Below are 16,801 nucleotides of genomic sequence, written 5' to 3'. Positions count from 1 at the left end.
TCGGCCCTGGCGGGCGGCGCGCCCTGGCTGCCCGCCCACGCCCTCGCGCCCCGCACGCTGGTGTTCCCGCAGGACCATGGCAGCCATCCGGCGCTGCGCACCGAGTGGTGGTACATCACCGGACAGGCGCGCGCGGCGGGGCAGCTGTGGGGGTTTCAGGTGACGTTCTTTCGCTCGCGGGTCGAGGCCGCGCAGCCGCTGCAGTCGGCCTTCGCCGCCAGACAACTGGTGTTCGCGCATGCTGCGCTGACCGACCTGGGCGGCACCGCGCTGCACCATGACCAGCGCATCGCGCGCGCCGGCTTCGGCATCGCCGGAGCCAGCGAAGCCGACACCGACATCCGCCTGGGCGACTGGACGCTGGCTCGCACTCCCCGCGGTGCGGGGAGCGGCTATGCGGCCCAGGTTCGCGCGGCCGACTTCGCGCTGGACCTGCAGTTCGACACCACGCAGCCCGTGCTGCTGCAGGGCGCACAGGGCCTGTCGCGCAAGGGCCCGGACGCCACCCAGGCCAGCTACTACTACAGCCAGCCACAAATGTCCGTGACCGGGCACCTGCAGCTCGCGGGCCGGCGCATGGCCTTGGAGGCCGCGGCACCGGGCAGCCTGGACAACCGCGCCTGGCTGGACCACGAATGGAGCGATGCACTGGTGCACCCCGATGCCGTGGGCTGGGACTGGATCGGCATGAACCTGCAGGACGGCAGCGCGCTCACGGCGTTTCGCCTGCGGCGCGGCGACGGTTCGGCGCTCTGGGCTGGCGGCTCACTGCGCGCGGCCGGGGGCACCACGCAGGTGTTCGGGCCGCAAGCCGTCGCGTTCACCCCGCAGCGCCACTGGACCAGCCCCGCCAGCCAGACACGCTACCCGGTGCAGTGGCGCGTGGACACGCCGGCCGGATCGTTCGAAGTGCATGCGCTGCTGGATGCGCAGGAGCTGGACAGCCAGGCCTCGACGGGCGCCATCTACTGGGAGGGCCTGAGCGAGCTGCGGGACGGGGCCGGCCGCGCGGTGGGGCGCGGCTACCTGGAGATGACCGGCTACGCCCGGCCGCTGCGGCTGTAGCCGCAACAGGGGCCTATGCGAATCGCCCCGGAGTCAGCCGCGTACCCCGCGCGCTTCACCCCCCTTGGGCTCAGGCCTTGCGCCCGGCGCGCCGCGGCAGGCGCGCGATGATCTCGCCCATGATCCCGCGGCGGAAGGCCAGCACGCACACCACGAAGATGAGGCCGGTGACCATGGTGACCGACTCGCCCAGGGTGTTGAACCAGTCCACGCCCGTGATCGAGGCGACCAGGTGCCCAAACTCGCCGATCTTGTTTTCCAGCAGCACGACCACGGCCGACCCGACCAGCGGGCCCGACAGCGTGCCCAGGCCGCCCACCAGCGTCATCAGGATGACCTGGCCCGAGGCCGTCCAATGCACGTCGGACAGCGTGGCGAAGCCCAGCACCAGGGTCTTGAGCGAGCCCGCCAGCCCGGCGAGCGCGGCCGAGATCACGAAGGCCAGCAGCTTGAAGCGGTGCGTGTCGTAGCCCAGCGAAATGGCACGCGGCTCATTTTCCTTGATGCTCTTGAGCACCTGGCCGAACGGCGAGTGGATGGTGCGCACGATCAGCAGGAAGGCCAGCACCACCACCACCAGTGCCACGTAGTACATGGTGAGGTCGCTGGACAGGTCGATGAGCCCGAAGAGCTTGCCGCGCGGCACGCCCTGCAGGCCGTCCTCCCCGCCCGTGAACGGCTCCTGCAGGCAGGCGAAGAACAGCATCTGCGCCAGCGCCAGCGTGATCATCGAGAAATAGATGCCCTGGCGCCGGATGGCCAGCCAGCCGAACAGCAGCCCCAGCAGCGCGCCGCCGGCGGTGCCGGCCAGCAGGCCCAGTTCGGGCGTGAGGCCCCAGACCTTGATGGCGTGGCCGGCCACGTAGGCCGCGCCGCCCAAAAAGGCCGCATGGCCGAACGACAGCAGCCCGGTATAGCCCAGCAGCAAATTGAACGCCGAGGCGAACAGCGCGAAGCACATGAGCTTCATCACGAAGACCGGGTAGGCGCCCAGGAAGGGCGCCGCCAGCAGGGCGGCAAGCAGCAGGCCGTAGCCGATGGGGGCGAGTTTTTGGGAGTTCATGCGTGCGGCCCCTGCTTATCTCTCTTTGCCGAACAGGCCGGCGGGGCGGATGAGGAGAACGATCACCATGATGACGAACACCACGGTGGAAGAAGCCTCGGGATAGAACACCTTGGTGAACCCTTCGATCACGCCCAGGCCCAGCCCGGTGAGGATGGAGCCCATGATCGAACCCATGCCGCCGATCACCACCACGGCGAACACCACGATGATGAGGTTCTGCCCCATGAGCGGCGTGACCTGGTACACCGGCGCGGCCAGCACGCCGGCGAAGGCGGCGAGCGCCGCGCCGAACGCGTAGGTGAGCGTGATCATCACCGGCACGTTCACGCCGAAGGCCTCCACCAGGCGCGGGTTCTCGGTGCCGGCGCGCAGGTAGGCGCCGAGCTTGGTCTTTTCGATCACATACCAGGTGCCCACGCACACCACGAGCGAGGCCACCACCACCCAGGCGCGGTAGTTGGGCAGGATCATGAAGCCGAGGTTGGTCGCGCCTTCCAGCAGTTCGGGCGTGTCGTACCCCAGGCCAGAGACGCCGTAGATGGAGCGGAACACCCCCTCGATCAGCAGTGTGAGCCCGAGGGTCAGCAGCAGGCCGTAGAGGTGGTCGAGCTTGTAGATCCAGCGCAGCAGCAGCCGCTCGATCAGCACCCCCAGGATGCCCACCACCACCGGCGCCGCCAGCAGCATCACCCAGTAGTTGATGCCCAGGTAGGTCATGCCCATCCAGGTGAGCATCGCGCCCAGCATGAACAGCGCGCCGTGCGCGAAGTTGATCACGTTGAGCAGGCCGAAGATCACCGCCAGCCCCAGGCTGAGGATGGCGTAGAACGACCCGTTGACCAGCCCCAGCAGAAGCTGGCTCAACAGGCCCGGCAGTGAGACACCGAAGATTTGCATGGGAGGGCGCGAGTGGCGGTGAAGCGGTGAAAAAAGAGGGTCAGCGGAACGGGCGGCGCATCATGGATGTCATTTCCAGGCCGCGCACTTGCTCTCGGCCTGGGTGGCGAACACTTCCTCGCCGGGCAGCTTCTTGACGAGCTTGTAGTAATCCCATGCGCCCTTGGATTCGGCCGGTGACTTCACCTGCATCAGGTACATGTCGTGCACGTAGCGGCCATCGGGGCGCAGCGTGCCGGATCCGAAGAAGTCGTTCATCTTCATGCCGCGCCAGGCCTGCATCACCTTGTCGGCATCGGTGCTCTTGGCGGCTTCGACGGCCTTCAGGTAGTTCATGGTGGCCGAGTAGTCGGCCGCCTGGATCTCGGTCGGACGGCGCTTGGTCTTTTCCATGAACTTGTCGGCGAACTTGCGCGTGTCGTCGTTCAGGTCCCAATACCAGCTCGTCGTGAACTGCAGGCCCTCGGTGGTCTTGAGGCCCAGGCTGTGGATGTCGCTGAAGAAGATCAGCAGGCCGGCGAGCTTCATGCTCTTGCCGATGCCGAACTCCTTGGCGGCCTTGATGGAGTTGATGGTGTCGCCGCCCGCGTTGGCCAGGCCCAGCACCTGGGCCTTGGAGTTCTGCGCCTGCAGCAGGAAGGACGAGAAGTCCGAGGCGTTGAGCGGGTGCTTGACGCTGCCCACCACCGTGCCGCCCTTGGCCTTGACCACCGTGCTCGCATCGGCCTCCAGTGCATGGCCGAACGCATAGTCCGCCGTGAGGAAGAACCAGCTCTTGCCCCCACCATCGACGATGGTGGCGCCTGTGCCCTTGGCCAGCGCCACCGTGTCGTAGGCGTAGTGCACCGTGTAGGGGCTGCACTGCTCGTTGGTGAGTGCCGAGGTGGCCGCGCCGTTGTTGATGAACACGCGCTTTTTCTCCTGCGCCACCTTGGCCATGGCCAGGGCCGTGCCCGAGTTGGTGCCGCCGAACACCATGGTCAGGCCCTGCGTGTCGATCCATTCGCGCGCCTTCGATGCGGCGATGTCGGCCTTGTTCTGGTGGTCCGCGCTCATCAGTTCGATGGGCATGCCCAGCACCTTGCCACCGAAGTCGTCGATGGCCATCTGGATCGCCACCGCGCCGTTCTTGCCTTCCACGTCGGCGTACAGGCTGGACATGTCGGTGATGAAGCCGATCTTGACCTTGTCCTGGGCCTGCACGGCCGATGCGGCCAGGCCCAGGGCGCCCAGCACCAGGGTCAGTCGGGTGAGTTGTCTGTTTTTCATGGCTTTTTCTCCTGATCTCGGATGTGTTTTTTTTCGATCGTGCGCGTCAGCTCATTTCCACAGCGCGCATTTGCTCTCGGCCTTGGTGGTCCACACCTGATCCGCGGGCAGCTTGCTCACGACCTTGTAGTAGTCCCAGGGCTCCTTGGATTCGGCCGGGGCCTTCACCTGCACCAGGTACATGTCGTGCGCGAAGCGGCCGTCCGGGCGGATCACGCCCTTGCCATAGAAGTCGTCGATGGGCGTGGACTTGAGCTTCTCCATCACCTTGTCGGCATCGAGCGTCTTGGCGGCCTCCACGGCCTTCAGGTAGTTCATGGTGGCCGAGTAGTCGGCCGCCTGGATGTCGGTCGGCATGCGCTTGGTCTTGGCGAAGAACTTGCGGCCGAAGGCGCGGGTCTTGTCGTCCAGGTTCCAGTCCCAGCTGGTGGTGAGCAGCAGGCCTTCGGTGTTCTTCAGGCCCAGGCTGTGGATGTCGGTCACGAAGACCAGCAGGCCCGCCATCTTCATGGTCTTGTTGATGCCGAACTCGCGCGCGGCCTTGATGGCGTTGATGGTGTCGCCGCCGGCATTCGCCAGGCCCAGGATCTGCGCCTTGGAGTTCTGCGCCTGCAGCAGGAAGGACGAGAAGTCCGACGCGTTGATCGGATGCTTCACGCTACCCACCACCTTGCCGCCCTTTTCCTTGACCACCTTGGCCGTATCGGCCTCCAGCGCGGCGCCGAACGCATAGTCCGCCGTGAGGAAGAACCAGTCCTTGCCGCCCTGCCCCACGATCGCGCCGCCCGTGCCCTTGGCCAGCGCCACGGTGTCGTAGGCGTAGTGCACGGTGTAGGGGCTGCACTGCTCGTTGGTGAGCGCCGAGGAGCCCGCGCCGTTGACGATGAACACGCGCTTCTTCTCCTGCGCCACCTTCGCCATCGCCAGGCCCGTGCCCGAATTGGTGCCGCCGAACAGCATCGTCAGGCCCTGCGTGTCGATCCACTCGCGCGCCTTCGATGCGGCGATGTCGGCCTTGTTCTGGTGGTCCGCGCTCAGCAGTTCGATGGGCTGGCCCAGTACCTTGCCGCCGAAGTCGTCGATGGCCATCTGGATCGCCACCGCGCCGTTCTTGCCTTCCACGTCGGCGTACAGGCTGGACATGTCGGTGATGAAGCCGATCTTCACCTTGTCCTGCGCCTGCGCGGAGAACGTCGCGAGGCCCGCGGCCCCCAGCAGCACGGCGAGCGCCTTGAGGTTCATCTTTTTCATGTCGTTGTCTCCTTGGGTCTTCGATGGAAAGGGGGATCGGGGTGCTCTGGGCGAAGGCGGTGGTCGAAGCCGTCCCGCGCCGGGTCAGACGCCCAGCAGCTCGTTGAGCACGGGCATCTTGGCTTGCAGCTCGGCGGCGCCGAACTGCTCCACGATGCGGCCGTGCTCCATCACGTAGAAGCGGTCGGCCAGCGGCGCGGCGAAGTGGAAGTTCTGCTCCACCATCACCACGGTGTAGCCCTTCTGGCGCAGCGTGGTGATCATGCGGGCCAGGGCCTGCACGATCACCGGCGCCAGGCCTTCGGAGATTTCGTCGAGCAGCAGCAGCTTGGCCCCGGTGCGCAGGATGCGCGCCACCGCCAGCATCTGCTGCTCGCCGCCCGACAGGCGCGTGCCCTGGCTGTGGCGGCGCTCGGCCAGGTTGGGGAACATGGCGTAGATCTCATCGACCGACATGCCCTGCGTGCCGGTCTTGAGCACCGGGGGCAGCAGCAGGTTCTCTTCGCACGACAGGCTGGAAAAGATGCCGCGCTCTTCCGGGCAATAGCCCACGCCCAGGTGGGCGATGTGGTGCGTGGGCATCTGGATCGTCTCCTGCCCGTGGATGCGCACGGAGCCCTTGCGGGCGCCCGTCAGCCCCATCACGGCGCGCATGGTGGACGTGCGGCCCGCGCCATTGCGGCCCAGCAGGGTCACCACCTCGCCGGGCTGCACCGTGATGTCCACGCCGTGCAGCACGTGCGACTCGCCGTACCAGGCCTGCAGGCCACTGATTTCGAGGGCCGGCGCGCTCATGCGTGGGCCCCTTGCAGCTGGCCATCGGTGGTGCCCATGTAGGCCTCCATCACCTGCGGGTTGCGCGAGACCTCTTCGTACGGCCCCTCGGCCAGCACGGCGCCGCGCTGCAGCACGGTGATGCGGTCGGCGATCGTGGAGATCACCTTCATGTTGTGCTCCACCATGAGGATGGTGCGGCCGGCCGAAACCTTCTTGATGAGCTGCGTGACGCGGTCCACGTCCTCGTGGCCCATGCCCTGCGTGGGCTCGTCCAGCAGCATCAGCTCGGGCTCCATGGCCAGCGTGGTGGCGATCTCCAGCGCGCGCTTGCGGCCGTAGGGCAGGTTCACGGTGGTCTCGTCGGCCAGGTCCTGCAGGCCCACTTCGGCCAGCAGTTCCATCGCGCGGCCGTCGAGCTGCTGCAGGCTGCGTTCGCTGCGCCAGAAGTGGAACGCCGTGCCCAGCTTGCGCTGCAGGCCGATGCGCACGTTCTCCAGCAGCGTGAGGTGGGGGAACACGGCGGAGATCTGGAACGAGCGGATCACGCCGCGCCGCGCGATCAGCGCGGGCCGCTCGCGGGTGATGTCCTCGCCGTTGAAGCGGATCACGCCGGAGGTGGGCTCCAGGAACTTGGTCAGCAGGTTGAAGCAGGTGGTCTTGCCAGCGCCGTTGGGGCCGATCAGCGCATGGATGGAGCCCCGGCGGACCGCGAGATTGACATCGCTGACCGCGGTGAAGCCTCTGAACTCTTTGGTCAGGCTGTGGGTTTCGAGAATGACGTCGCTCATTGCGCCTTGGCCGCTCCGTGGTGGTGCTGGGCGGGGCGCTTCGCCCGGGGGAGCGAGGCACCCTGGCCTGCGTTAGGTTGCACCGCATCCTAAGGCGCGCCCCCGCTGCGCAGATACTGGGACAAATGCCTATGTATAAACGCCTACCCGGCCGGCCGGCCGGCACCGCCCCCTCTGGGACGCCCGGGCGCGGTCCGGCGCACGCCTTCCCCCCAGGCATGGCTTGGGATGAAAACCGCTCCATGCCCTAGATTCGATTGCCTGGATAGCTATTAAATTAATAGCAAACCTGTGTCGCGACGGGCTTCATGGCAAGGCGGATGCCGATCCGGGCGCGGGCTCCTACACTGCCCGCATGCCCTCCTCCTCCCCCACCCCTGGCGCCCCGCGCTCGCTCGGCGGCCTGCTGCCGTTTCTCCGGCCCTATGCCGGGCGCATTGCGCTCGCGCTGGTCTTCCTGGTGCTGGCGGCGCTGGCCACGCTGGCGTTTCCCCTGGCGCTGCGCGAACTCATCGACGGCGGGCTGGTGGGCGCCACGCGCGGCGAGCAGGCCATGGCGCTGCGCGAGCATTTCGGGCTGCTGTTCGCCGTGGCCGTGGCGCTGGGGTTGTTCTCCGCCGCGCGTTTCTACACCGTGAGCTGGCTGGGCGAGCGGGTGACGGCCGACCTGCGCAACGCCGTCTATGCGCACGTGCTGGAACAAAGCCCGCAGTTCTACGAAACCACGCAGACCGGCGAAGTGCTGTCGCGCCTGACCGTGGACACCACGCTGGTGCAGACCGTGGTGGGCTCGTCGCTGTCGATGGGCCTGCGCAACACGGTGATGGGCGTGGGGGCGCTGGGGATGCTGGTGTGGACCAACCCGTACATCATGTCGGTGGTGTTCGCCGCCATCGTGGTCGTGGTGCTGCCCACGCTGTGGATCGGCCGCTGGGTGCGACGCCTCTCCCGGGCCAGCCAGGACCGGGTGGCTGATTCCAGCGCCATCGCGGCCGAGGTGCTCAATGCCGTGCCCGCCGTGCAAAGCTACACGGCCGAATCGCGCGAGGCCCGCCGGTTCGAATCCTCCACCGAGAACGCCTTCCAGACCGCCGTGCGCCGCAGCCGGGCCCGCGCGGCGCTGGTGGCCTTCATCGTGATCGCCAACGCGGCGTTGCTGCTGTGGGGCCTGTACCGGGGCACGCAGGCGGTGCTGGCGGGCGAGATGTCGGCCGGCCACCTGGGGCAGACGGTCATCTATGTCATGTTCCTCGCGGGGGCCGTGGCCGTGCTGGGCGAGGTGTACGGCGACCTGCTGCGCGCCGCCGGGGCCACTGAACGGCTCATGGAACTGCTCGCCAGCCGATCGCCCATCGCCAGCCCCGCGCAGCCCGCGGCGCTGCCGGACACGGGCGGCGGGCTGCGCGTGGACTTCGACCGGGTGGCTTTCCACTACCCCTCGCGGCCGCAGGCACCCGCGCTGCGCGGCTTCGACCTGCACCTGTCGGCCGGCGAAACCGTCGCGCTGGTGGGCGCCAGCGGCGCGGGCAAGACCACGGTGTTCCAGTTGCTGCAGCGCTTCTACGACGTGGATGCCGCAGGCGGCGGCATCGCGCTGAACGGCGTGGACATCCGCCGCCTGGCGCTCGGCGACCTGCGTGCCCACGTGGGCATCGTGCCGCAGGACGCGGTGATCTTCTCCGCCTCGGCCCTGGACAACATCCGCTACGGCCGCCCCGGCGCCACCGAGCAGGAGGTGCAGGAGGCCGCGCGCGCGGCCTTCGCGCACGAGTTCATCGCGGCCTTGCCCGAAGGCTACGGCACCTTCCTGGGCGAGCGTGGCGTGCGCCTGTCCGGCGGGCAGCGCCAGCGCATCGCCATCGCCCGTGCCTTGCTGAAGAACCCACCGCTGCTGTTGCTGGACGAGGCCACGAGCGCGCTCGATGCGGAAAGTGAACGCATGGTGCAGGCCGCGCTGGATGCCGCCATGCAGCGCCACAGCGGCCAGCGGACCACGCTGGTCATCGCGCACCGGCTCGCCACGGTGCAGAACGCCGACCGCATCGTGGTGATGGACCAGGGGCAGATCGTGGAGGAAGGGCGCCATGCGGACCTGGTCCGGCAGGGCGGCGTGTACGCCCGGCTGGCGGCGCTGCAGTTCACGCAGTGAAGGCTGGCGGGCCGAGGCCTGCCATCCGGTCGGCGATGCCGACGCACCGGCAGGCGGCTACTGCAAGGTTTCCTTGGCCGCGTCCGGAAGCACCAGGGGCAGCACGGCGATCCCCTCTTCCAGCAGTTCGGCCGCTTCCTGGGCACTGGCCTGGCCGCGGATACCACGCTCTTCGGTTTCGCCGTGGTGCATGCGGCGCGCTTCCTGCGCGAAGCGCGGCCCCACGTCCTCGGTGTGGGCCACGATGTGCCGGGCCACCCGCAGCCACGCGGCCTGCAGGGCGGAATCGACCGGGAGCATGGAAGGGGATGGGTGGGCCACCGCAGTGCGGCCAGCACCGTCCTCGCGGGCGCGCGCGTCAGCCGGGTTGGGCATTGCGCCCAGGTTCAGGCGCGGGGCACTCAGGCCCTTGCGGATCTCGCTGCTGCCGCACAGGGGGCATTGAACGAGATCGCGCGCCAGCTGGCTCTGGAAATCGGCCTCGGACCCGAACCAGCCCTCGAAGGCATGGTCCTGTGCGCAATGGAGATCGAGCACTTTCATGGCAATGGGAATGGAGCAGGCAACGGAGGCAGCCAGCCGGTGATGCGCAGGGCCTCAGCCCTTGTTGCGCCGCAGCAGGTAGCGATAGATGAACCCGGGAAACGCCAGCGTGATGAACAGCGTGGCGGTGATCGCGTAGAACTCCCACTGCTGGGGCGCGATCTGCCCCACGCGGCGCTCCAGCAGCAGCGCGACGCCACCGACCAGAAAGTACAGCAGGGCCATCTCGCCCAGGCGCATCGCCATGGGCTTGGTGGGCGCCGCCTTCGGGCCCACCAGCAGCCAGCGCTGGCTGAAGAACGGCAGGTTGGCCCCGATGGCCGCCAGCACGATCACCAGCCAGATGGACGCGGTGGCGGACACAGGAGGGGCAACGGCCTTGGAGAGAGAAACCCGGGCGCGCTCAGGTCGCCAGCGCGCGCACGACGGCGTCGGCACACAGCGCCATCAGGCCGCCGGGCAGCAGGCCCAGCACCAGCACCAACGCGCCGTTGAGCGTGAGCACCATGCGCACGTCCAGCGGGGCCGACACGTTCGCGGCGGTGAGCGGTGCATCGAAGTACATCACCTTCACGACGCGCAGGTAGTAGAAGGCGCCGATCAGCGACATCACCACCGCGAAGACGGCCAGGGCGATGTACAGCGTCTGGCCCGAAGCCACCAGGGCCTGCAGCACCGACAGCTTGGCGTAGAAGCCCACCAGCGGCGGCAGACCGGCCAGCGAGAACAGGCACACGGCCATCACGCCGGCATACAGCGGGCTGCGCTGGTTCAGGCCCGCCAGGTCGGAGATCTCTTCGCTCTCGAAGCCTTCGCGGGCCAGCAGCAGGATCACGCCGAAGCTCGCCAGCGTGGTCAGCACGTAGCTCACCACGTAGAACATGGAGGAGCTGTAGGCGTTCTCGACCGCGTTGGCATCCACGTTGCCGTTGACCACGCCCGACAGCAGGCCCAGCAGCACGAAGCCCATCTGCGAGATCGTGGAGTACGCCAGCATGCGCTTGAGGTTGGTCTGGGCGATGGCCGCCAGATTGCCCACCAGCAGCGAGCCGATGGCCAGCACCGCGAGCATCTGCTGCCAGTCGATGGCCAGCGGCAGCAGCCCGTCCACCAGCAGGCGGATGGTGATGGCGAAGGCCGCCAGCTTGGGCGCGCCGCCGATGATCAGCGTCACGGCCGTGGGAGCGCCCTGGTACACATCGGGAATCCACATGTGGAACGGCACCACGCCCAGCTTGAAGGCGAGGCCGGCCACCACGAACACCAGGCCGAACACCAGCACCTGGTGGCGGATCTGGCCGGAGTTGACCGCCTTGAACACCTGGCCGATATCGAGCGAACCGGTCGCGCCGTAGATCATCGACAGGCCGTACAGCAGGAAGCCGCTGGCCATCGCGCCCAGCACGAAATACTTCATCGCGGCCTCGGTGGAGGTCGCATGGTCGCGGCGCAGGGCCACCAGCGCATAGCTGGACAGCGTGAGCAATTCCAGGCCCAGGTAGATCACCAGGAAGTTGTTGCCCGAGATCATGATGAACATGCCCAGCAGCGCGAACATCGACAGCGTGAAGAACTCGCCGCCGCGCAGCATGTCGCGGTCGCCGGCATAGGGGCGGCCATAGACGAGCGTGACCATCATGGCCACGGTGGCGAAGCACTTGAGCCAGTTGCCCATGGCATCGCTCACCACCATGTTGCCGAAGCCGTAGAACGTGTTGCCGGTGTTGGCATACAGGGCCTGCAGCACGGCCACCACGGTCAGGGTGAGCATGGTGAGCACGTAAGTGCCCGTGCGCCGTGGGCTGGTCACGCCCAGGTCCACGAGCGCGATCACGCAGGCCATGACCAGGAGCACGATCTCCGGATACACCGCCAGCCAGCTGATGTTGTCAATCATCTCGAGTCTCTCGTTTCAGTCTGGTCAGTTGAGCTTGGACAGCGCCACGTGCTTGAGCAGCTGCGCCACCGAAGCATCCATCACGTCGGTGAAGGGACGGGGGTACAGCCCCATGTACAGCACGGCAATCGCGAGCACGGCCATCACCAGGAACTCGCGAGCACCGATGTCCTTGAGGTCCCTCACGTGGTCGTTGGCCACGGGGCCGAGGTAGACGCGCTTGTACATCCACAGCGTGTAGGCCGCGCCGAAGATCAGCGCCGTGGCCGCGGCCAGGCCGATCCAGAAGTTGGCCTTAACGGCGCCCAGGATCACCATCCACTCGCCCACGAAACCGGCCGTGCCCGGCAGGCCGCAGTTGGCCATGGCGAACAGCAGGGCGAAGGCCGCAAACTTGGGCATGGTGTTGACCACGCCGCCATAGGCCGCGATCTCACGGGAATGCACCCGGTCGTACAGCACGCCGATCGACAGGAACATCGCGCCCGACACGAAGCCGTGGGCGATCATCTGCACCAGCCCGCCCGACACGCCGAGGTCGTTGAAGATGAAGAAGCCCAGGGTCACGAAGCCCATGTGCGCCACCGACGAATACGCCACGAGCTTCTTCATGTCCTTTTGCACCATCGCCACCAGGCCCACGTAGATCACGGCCACCAGCGACAGCGCGATCATCAGCCAGGCCCATTCGCGCGCGGCGTCGGGGGCGATGGGCATGGAAAAGCGCAGGAAACCATAGGCACCCAGCTTCAGCATGATGGCGGCCAGCACGGCGGAGCCGCCGGTGGGGGCCTCCACGTGCACGTCGGGCAGCCAGGTGTGCACCGGCCACATCGGCACCTTCACCGCGAACGCGGCGAAGAAGGCGAAGAACAGCAGGGTCTGCGCACGGGCCGACAGCGGCAGCTGGTGCCACGTGGCGATGTCGAAGCTGCCACCAGACTGGTTGTACAGGTAGATCAGCGCGATCAGCATCAGCAGCGAGCCGAGCAGCGTGTACAGGAAGAACTTGAACGCCGCGTAGATCTTGTTGGGGCCGCCCCAGATGCCGATGATCAGATACATCGGGATCAGCGTGGCTTCGAAGAACACGTAGAACAGCAGGCCATCGAGCGCGCTGAACACGCCGATCATCAGGCCCGAGAGGATCAGGAACGCGCCCATGTACTGGTTCACGCGCTCGGTGATCGACTCCCACGACGCGATCACCACGATCACCGTGATGAACGCCGTGAGCGGTACGAACCAGAACGAGATGCCGTCCACACCCAGGTGATAGTGGACGTTGAAGCGCTCGATCCACTGCACCTTCTCGACGAACTGCGCTGCGGCGGACGTGGCCTCGAAGCCGCCGTACAGCGGCAGCGTGACGGCCAGACCCACCAGCGACCCGATCAGGGCCAGCCAGCGCACGGCGCGTGCGTGCTCATCGCGGCCAAAGGCCAGCAGCAGGGCGCCAAACGCGATCGGCACCCAGATGGCAAGACTCAACAAACCCATTTTTGTTTTCCCTCTACTTGTTGAGCCACACGAAGTACGTCATGAGCGCGAAGATGCCCAGGATCATGACCAGCGCGTAGTGGTAGATGTAGCCCGTCTGGAACCAGCGCACTACCCCCGCCACGCGGCCCACCAGCTTCCACGAGCCGTTGACCAGCGCCCCGTCGATCACGGCCTGGTCGCCGCCCTTCCACAGGCCGGTACCCAGCGCGCGGGCACCCCGCGCGATGATGTTTTCGTTGATCCAGTCGAGGTAGTACTTGTTCTCGAACAGCACGTAGATCGGATGGAAGATGCGCTTGATCGCGGCCGGCAGGGCCGGATTGACCATGTACATGTAGTAGGACGCCGCCACGCCGGCCAGTGCCAGCCAGAACGGTGCGGTCTGCAGGCCGTGCAGCGCCATGCCCACGGGGCCGTGGAAAATTTCCGCCAGTTCCGCCATCGCGGGGTGCTTGGCGGCGTCGACGAAGATCACGTCCTTGAAGAAGTCGCCGAACAGCATGGGCTGGATGAACAGGAAGCCGATGACCACCGAAGGAATGGCCAACAGGATCAGCGGCACGGTGACGACCCAGGGCGACTCGTGCGGCTTGGCATCGTGGCCATGGCCGTGGTGGTCGTCATGGGCGTGGTGGTCGTCGTGGTGCGCATCCGGGTTCTGGTCGTAGCGTTCCTTGCCGTGGAAGACCAGGAAGTACATGCGGAACGAATAGAACGCGGTGACGAACACGCCCGCCAGCACGGCGAAGTGGGCGAAGCCGGCGGCCGGCAGCGTGCTGGCATGCACAGCCTCAATGATGCTGTCCTTGGAATAGAAGCCCGAGAACAGCGGCGTGCCGATCAGTGCCAGCGAACCCAGCAGCGACGTGATCCAGGTGATGGGCATGTACTTGCGCACGGCGCCCATCCAGCGGATGTCCTGGTTGTGGTGCATGCCCATGATGACCGAGCCCGCGCCGAGGAACAGCAGCGCCTTGAAGAACGCGTGCGTCATGAGGTGGAACACCGCCACCGAGTAGGCGGAGGCACCGAGCGCCACCGTCATGTAGCCCAGCTGCGACAGCGTGGAATAGGCCACCACGCGCTTGATGTCGTTCTGGATGATGCCCAGAAAGCCCATGAACAGCGCCGTGATCGCACCGATCACGAGGATGAAGTTGAGCGCGGTGTCCGACAGTTCGAACAGCGGCGACATCCGCGACACCATGAAGATGCCGGCCGTCACCATGGTGGCGGCGTGGATCAGCGCGGAGATGGGCGTCGGGCCTTCCATCGAGTCCGGCAGCCAGACGTGCAGCGGAAACTGCGCGCTCTTGCCCATGGCACCGATGAACAGGCAGATGCAGATGACCGTGATCAGCATCCAGCTGGTCCCCGGGAACGACAGTGCGCCCAGCTCACCCGCCTTGCCGAAGATCTCGCTGTAGTTCAGCGTGTTGGTGTACGCCGCGATCAGGCCGATGCCCAGGATGAAACCGAAGTCGCCCACGCGGTTCACCAGGAACGCCTTCATGTTGGCGAAGATTGCGGTCGGCTTGTTGAACCAGAAGCCGATCAGCAGGTACGACACCAGGCCCACCGCTTCCCAGCCGAAGAACAGCTGCAGCAGGTTGTTGCTCATGACGAGCATCAGCATCGAGAAGGTGAACAGCGAGATGTAGGCGAAGAAACGGTTGTAGCCGTCGTCTTCTTCCATGTAGCCGATCGTGTAGATGTGCACCATCAGCGACACGAAGGTCACCACGCACATCATCATGGCCGTGAGGCTGTCCACGAGGAAGCCGACCTCCATCTTGAGGCCGCCGACCACCATCCAGGTGTAGAGCGTTTCGTTGAAGCGCGCGCCATCCATGGCCACGCTCTTGAGCGTCATGGCGGAGAGGACGAAGGCCGCCAGCACGCCGAGAATGGTCAGCGTGTGGCTCAGCCGCCGGCCGATCCGGTTGCCGCCGAAGGCGGTGCCGAAGATACCCGCCAGGGCGGATCCCACCAGCGGTGCCATGGGCACCGCCAGCAGTGTCGAAGCAGAAAGGGTTTGGCTCATTCTTGAAGACCTTGGCTAGTACCGGCGACTCAACCCTTGAGGGTGTTGAGGTCTTCCGCGTTGATGCTGGATTTGTTGCGGAACAGCAGCACCAGGATCGCGAGGCCGATGGCCGACTCTGCCGCGGCGACCGTCAGGATGAAGAACACGAACACCTGGCCGTGCATGTCGCCCAGGTAGTGCGAGAACGCGACGAAGTTCATGTTCACGGCCAACAGCATCAACTCGATCGCCATCAGCAGCACGATCAGGTTCTTGCGGTTCAGGAAGATGCCGATGACGGCGAGCGCGAACAGCATCGCGCCCAGCGACAGGAAATGGCCCAGGGTCAATGTCATGCCTTCTTCTCCTCGGCAGCGGGCGTCGCCGCTGCTTCCTCTGCAGGCTTTTGCGTCGCGGCGACCTTCACCAGCTCCACACGGTCGCTGGCGCGCACACGGATCTGCTGCGATGGGTTGATCGCCTTGCTGTCCTTGCGCTGGCGCAGGGTGAGCGCGATGGCCGCGATCATCGCCACCAGCAGGATGACCGCTGCGATCTCGACGGGGTACAGGTACTCGGTGTAGAGCAGCTTGCCCAGCGCCTTGGTGTTCGAGTAAGGCAGCACATGGCCCGCCGCATCGACCACGGCCGCCACCGCCTTGGGCTCATCCATGCCGCGGAAGCCCCCCATCAGCACGGCCGCCATTTCCAGGGCGATCAGCGCGCCGACGAAAGCCGCCAGCGGAAAGTGCCGCCAGAAGCCCTGCCGGATGGAGTCGATGTGGATGTCCAGCATCATCACCACGAAGAGGAAGAGCACCATCACCGCGCCGAGGTACACCAGCACTAGGGCGATGGCGAGGAACTCCGCCTTCAGCAGCAGCCAGATGGCGGCCGCCTGCGAAAACGCGAGGATGAGATACAGCACCGCATGCACAGGGTTGCGCGCGGTGATGACCCGGAAGGCTGCAAAGAGCAGCACGACCGAGAACAGATAGAAGAAACCAGTCTTGGCGTCCATGAATCGGGTCTTTGTAGGGGTTCTGGAGCCGCGCTCAGCGGTACTTGGCGTCGGCCGCCTTGGCTGCAGCGATCTCGGCCTCGTAGCGGTCCCCCACGGCCAGGAGCATGTCCTTGGTGAAGTACAGGTCGCCGCGCTTTTCGCCGTGGTATTCCAGGATCTGCGTCTCGACGATGGAGTCGACCGGGCAGCTTTCTTCGCAAAAGCCGCAGAAGATGCACTTGGTCAGGTCGATGTCATAGCGCGTGGTGCGGCGCGAACCGTCCGCACGCACATCGGACTCGATGGTGATCGCCAGTGCCGGGCACACGGCTTCGCAGAGCTTGCAGGCGATGCAACGCTCTTCGCCGTTGTCGTAGCGACGCAGCGCGTGCAGGCCGCGGAACCGGGGCGACAGGGGCGTCTTCTCTTCGGGGAACTGAACGGTCACCTTGCGCCGAAACGCGTAGCGACCCGTCAGGGCCATGCCCTTGACCAGCTCCACCAGCATGAAGCTCTTGAAAAAATCCTTGATCGAAAAGGATGCAGTAGCAGCAACAGCAGTCATCG

16 protein-coding genes are annotated in these 16,801 nt (G+C 66.3%); 2 read left to right on the top strand and 14 right to left on the bottom strand.

Going from position 1 to position 16,801, the window contains the following annotated elements:
- The coding region (locus AC27IQ_RS03090; RefSeq protein ID WP_487088121.1) for a lipocalin-like domain-containing protein at window positions 1–1,065 on the top strand (1,065 nt) is incomplete at its 5' end.
- Between the two features lie 70 nt (window positions 1,066–1,135).
- Here AC27IQ_RS03090 and AC27IQ_RS03085 read toward each other — a convergent pair.
- The 6 genes from AC27IQ_RS03085 to AC27IQ_RS03060 all read right to left on the bottom strand — a co-directional run bounded on the left by AC27IQ_RS03085 (window position 1,136) and on the right by AC27IQ_RS03060 (window position 7,113).
- The gene (locus AC27IQ_RS03085) at window positions 1,136–2,128 is read right to left on the bottom strand and encodes a branched-chain amino acid ABC transporter permease (protein ID WP_487088119.1); all 993 of its coding nucleotides are present in this window, start codon (window positions 2,126–2,128) and stop codon (window positions 1,136–1,138) included.
- A 15-nt stretch (window positions 2,129–2,143) separates the two neighbouring features.
- On the bottom strand, window positions 2,144–3,028 hold the full coding sequence (locus AC27IQ_RS03080) for a branched-chain amino acid ABC transporter permease (protein ID WP_272568004.1): 885 nt from the start codon (window positions 3,026–3,028) through the stop codon (window positions 2,144–2,146).
- A 69-nt stretch (window positions 3,029–3,097) separates the two neighbouring features.
- A complete protein-coding gene (locus AC27IQ_RS03075; protein WP_487088117.1) occupies window positions 3,098–4,297 on the bottom strand; it encodes an ABC transporter substrate-binding protein in 1,200 nt (399 codons plus the stop codon).
- A gap of 51 nt (window positions 4,298–4,348) precedes the next feature.
- Entirely contained in the window at window positions 4,349–5,548 is a 1,200-nt protein-coding gene (locus AC27IQ_RS03070; RefSeq protein ID WP_272568000.1) for an ABC transporter substrate-binding protein, read from the bottom strand.
- Between the two features lie 84 nt (window positions 5,549–5,632).
- Window positions 5,633–6,343: an ABC transporter ATP-binding protein gene (locus tag AC27IQ_RS03065; protein WP_487088115.1), complete on the bottom strand. Its 711-nt coding sequence runs from the start codon at window positions 6,341–6,343 to the stop codon at window positions 5,633–5,635.
- Window positions 6,340–7,113, bottom strand: coding sequence for an ABC transporter ATP-binding protein (locus AC27IQ_RS03060; protein WP_272551665.1), 774 nt, complete (start codon window positions 7,111–7,113; stop codon window positions 6,340–6,342). Before AC27IQ_RS03060 ends, AC27IQ_RS03065 begins: the two co-directional genes overlap by 4 nt.
- Window positions 7,114–7,468: 355 nt before the next feature.
- Here AC27IQ_RS03060 and AC27IQ_RS03055 point away from each other — a divergent pair, with 355 nt between their 5' ends.
- The gene (locus tag AC27IQ_RS03055) at window positions 7,469–9,262 is read left to right on the top strand and encodes an ABC transporter transmembrane domain-containing protein (protein ID WP_487088113.1); all 1,794 of its coding nucleotides are present in this window, start codon (window positions 7,469–7,471) and stop codon (window positions 9,260–9,262) included.
- Window positions 9,263–9,319: 57 nt separating this feature from the next.
- Here AC27IQ_RS03055 and AC27IQ_RS03050 read toward each other — a convergent pair whose 3' ends face one another.
- Genes AC27IQ_RS03050 through nuoI form a run of 8 tightly spaced genes read right to left on the bottom strand, consistent with a single transcriptional unit; the run spans window position 9,320 to window position 16,799 of the window.
- On the bottom strand, window positions 9,320–9,805 hold the full coding sequence (locus tag AC27IQ_RS03050; RefSeq protein WP_487088110.1) for a DUF1178 family protein: 486 nt from the start codon (window positions 9,803–9,805) through the stop codon (window positions 9,320–9,322).
- A 54-nt stretch (window positions 9,806–9,859) separates the two neighbouring features.
- A complete protein-coding gene (locus AC27IQ_RS03045; protein ID WP_272567997.1) occupies window positions 9,860–10,168 on the bottom strand; it encodes a DUF2818 family protein in 309 nt (102 codons plus the stop codon).
- Between the two features lie 40 nt (window positions 10,169–10,208).
- On the bottom strand, window positions 10,209–11,702 hold the full coding sequence (gene nuoN / locus AC27IQ_RS03040; protein WP_272551660.1) for an NADH-quinone oxidoreductase subunit NuoN: 1,494 nt from the start codon (window positions 11,700–11,702) through the stop codon (window positions 10,209–10,211).
- A 24-nt stretch (window positions 11,703–11,726) separates the two neighbouring features.
- On the bottom strand, window positions 11,727–13,202 hold the full coding sequence (locus AC27IQ_RS03035; RefSeq protein ID WP_284395542.1) for an NADH-quinone oxidoreductase subunit M: 1,476 nt from the start codon (window positions 13,200–13,202) through the stop codon (window positions 11,727–11,729).
- 13 nt (window positions 13,203–13,215) lie between these two features.
- A complete protein-coding gene (nuoL, locus tag AC27IQ_RS03030; protein ID WP_284411385.1) occupies window positions 13,216–15,249 on the bottom strand; it encodes an NADH-quinone oxidoreductase subunit L in 2,034 nt (677 codons plus the stop codon).
- Between the two features lie 29 nt (window positions 15,250–15,278).
- Window positions 15,279–15,587 carry an NADH-quinone oxidoreductase subunit NuoK gene (nuoK, locus tag AC27IQ_RS03025; protein ID WP_005793248.1) on the bottom strand — a complete coding sequence of 103 codons (309 nt, stop codon included), beginning with the start codon at window positions 15,585–15,587 and terminating at the stop codon, window positions 15,279–15,281.
- Complete coding sequence (locus AC27IQ_RS03020) at window positions 15,584–16,252, bottom strand: NADH-quinone oxidoreductase subunit J (protein WP_487088107.1); 669 nt, start codon at window positions 16,250–16,252, stop codon at window positions 15,584–15,586. Before AC27IQ_RS03020 ends, nuoK begins: the two co-directional genes overlap by 4 nt.
- A 34-nt stretch (window positions 16,253–16,286) precedes the next feature.
- Window positions 16,287–16,799 carry an NADH-quinone oxidoreductase subunit NuoI gene (gene nuoI, locus AC27IQ_RS03015; protein WP_092744422.1) on the bottom strand — a complete coding sequence of 171 codons (513 nt, stop codon included), beginning with the start codon at window positions 16,797–16,799 and terminating at the stop codon, window positions 16,287–16,289.
- Window positions 16,800–16,801: the final 2 nt, after the last annotated feature.

This window comes from Acidovorax sp. KPB24-07 (genome assembly GCF_057543315.1).
The sequence above is the reverse complement of the archived record's forward strand: the minus strand, read 5'-3'. Positions and strand labels throughout refer to the sequence as shown.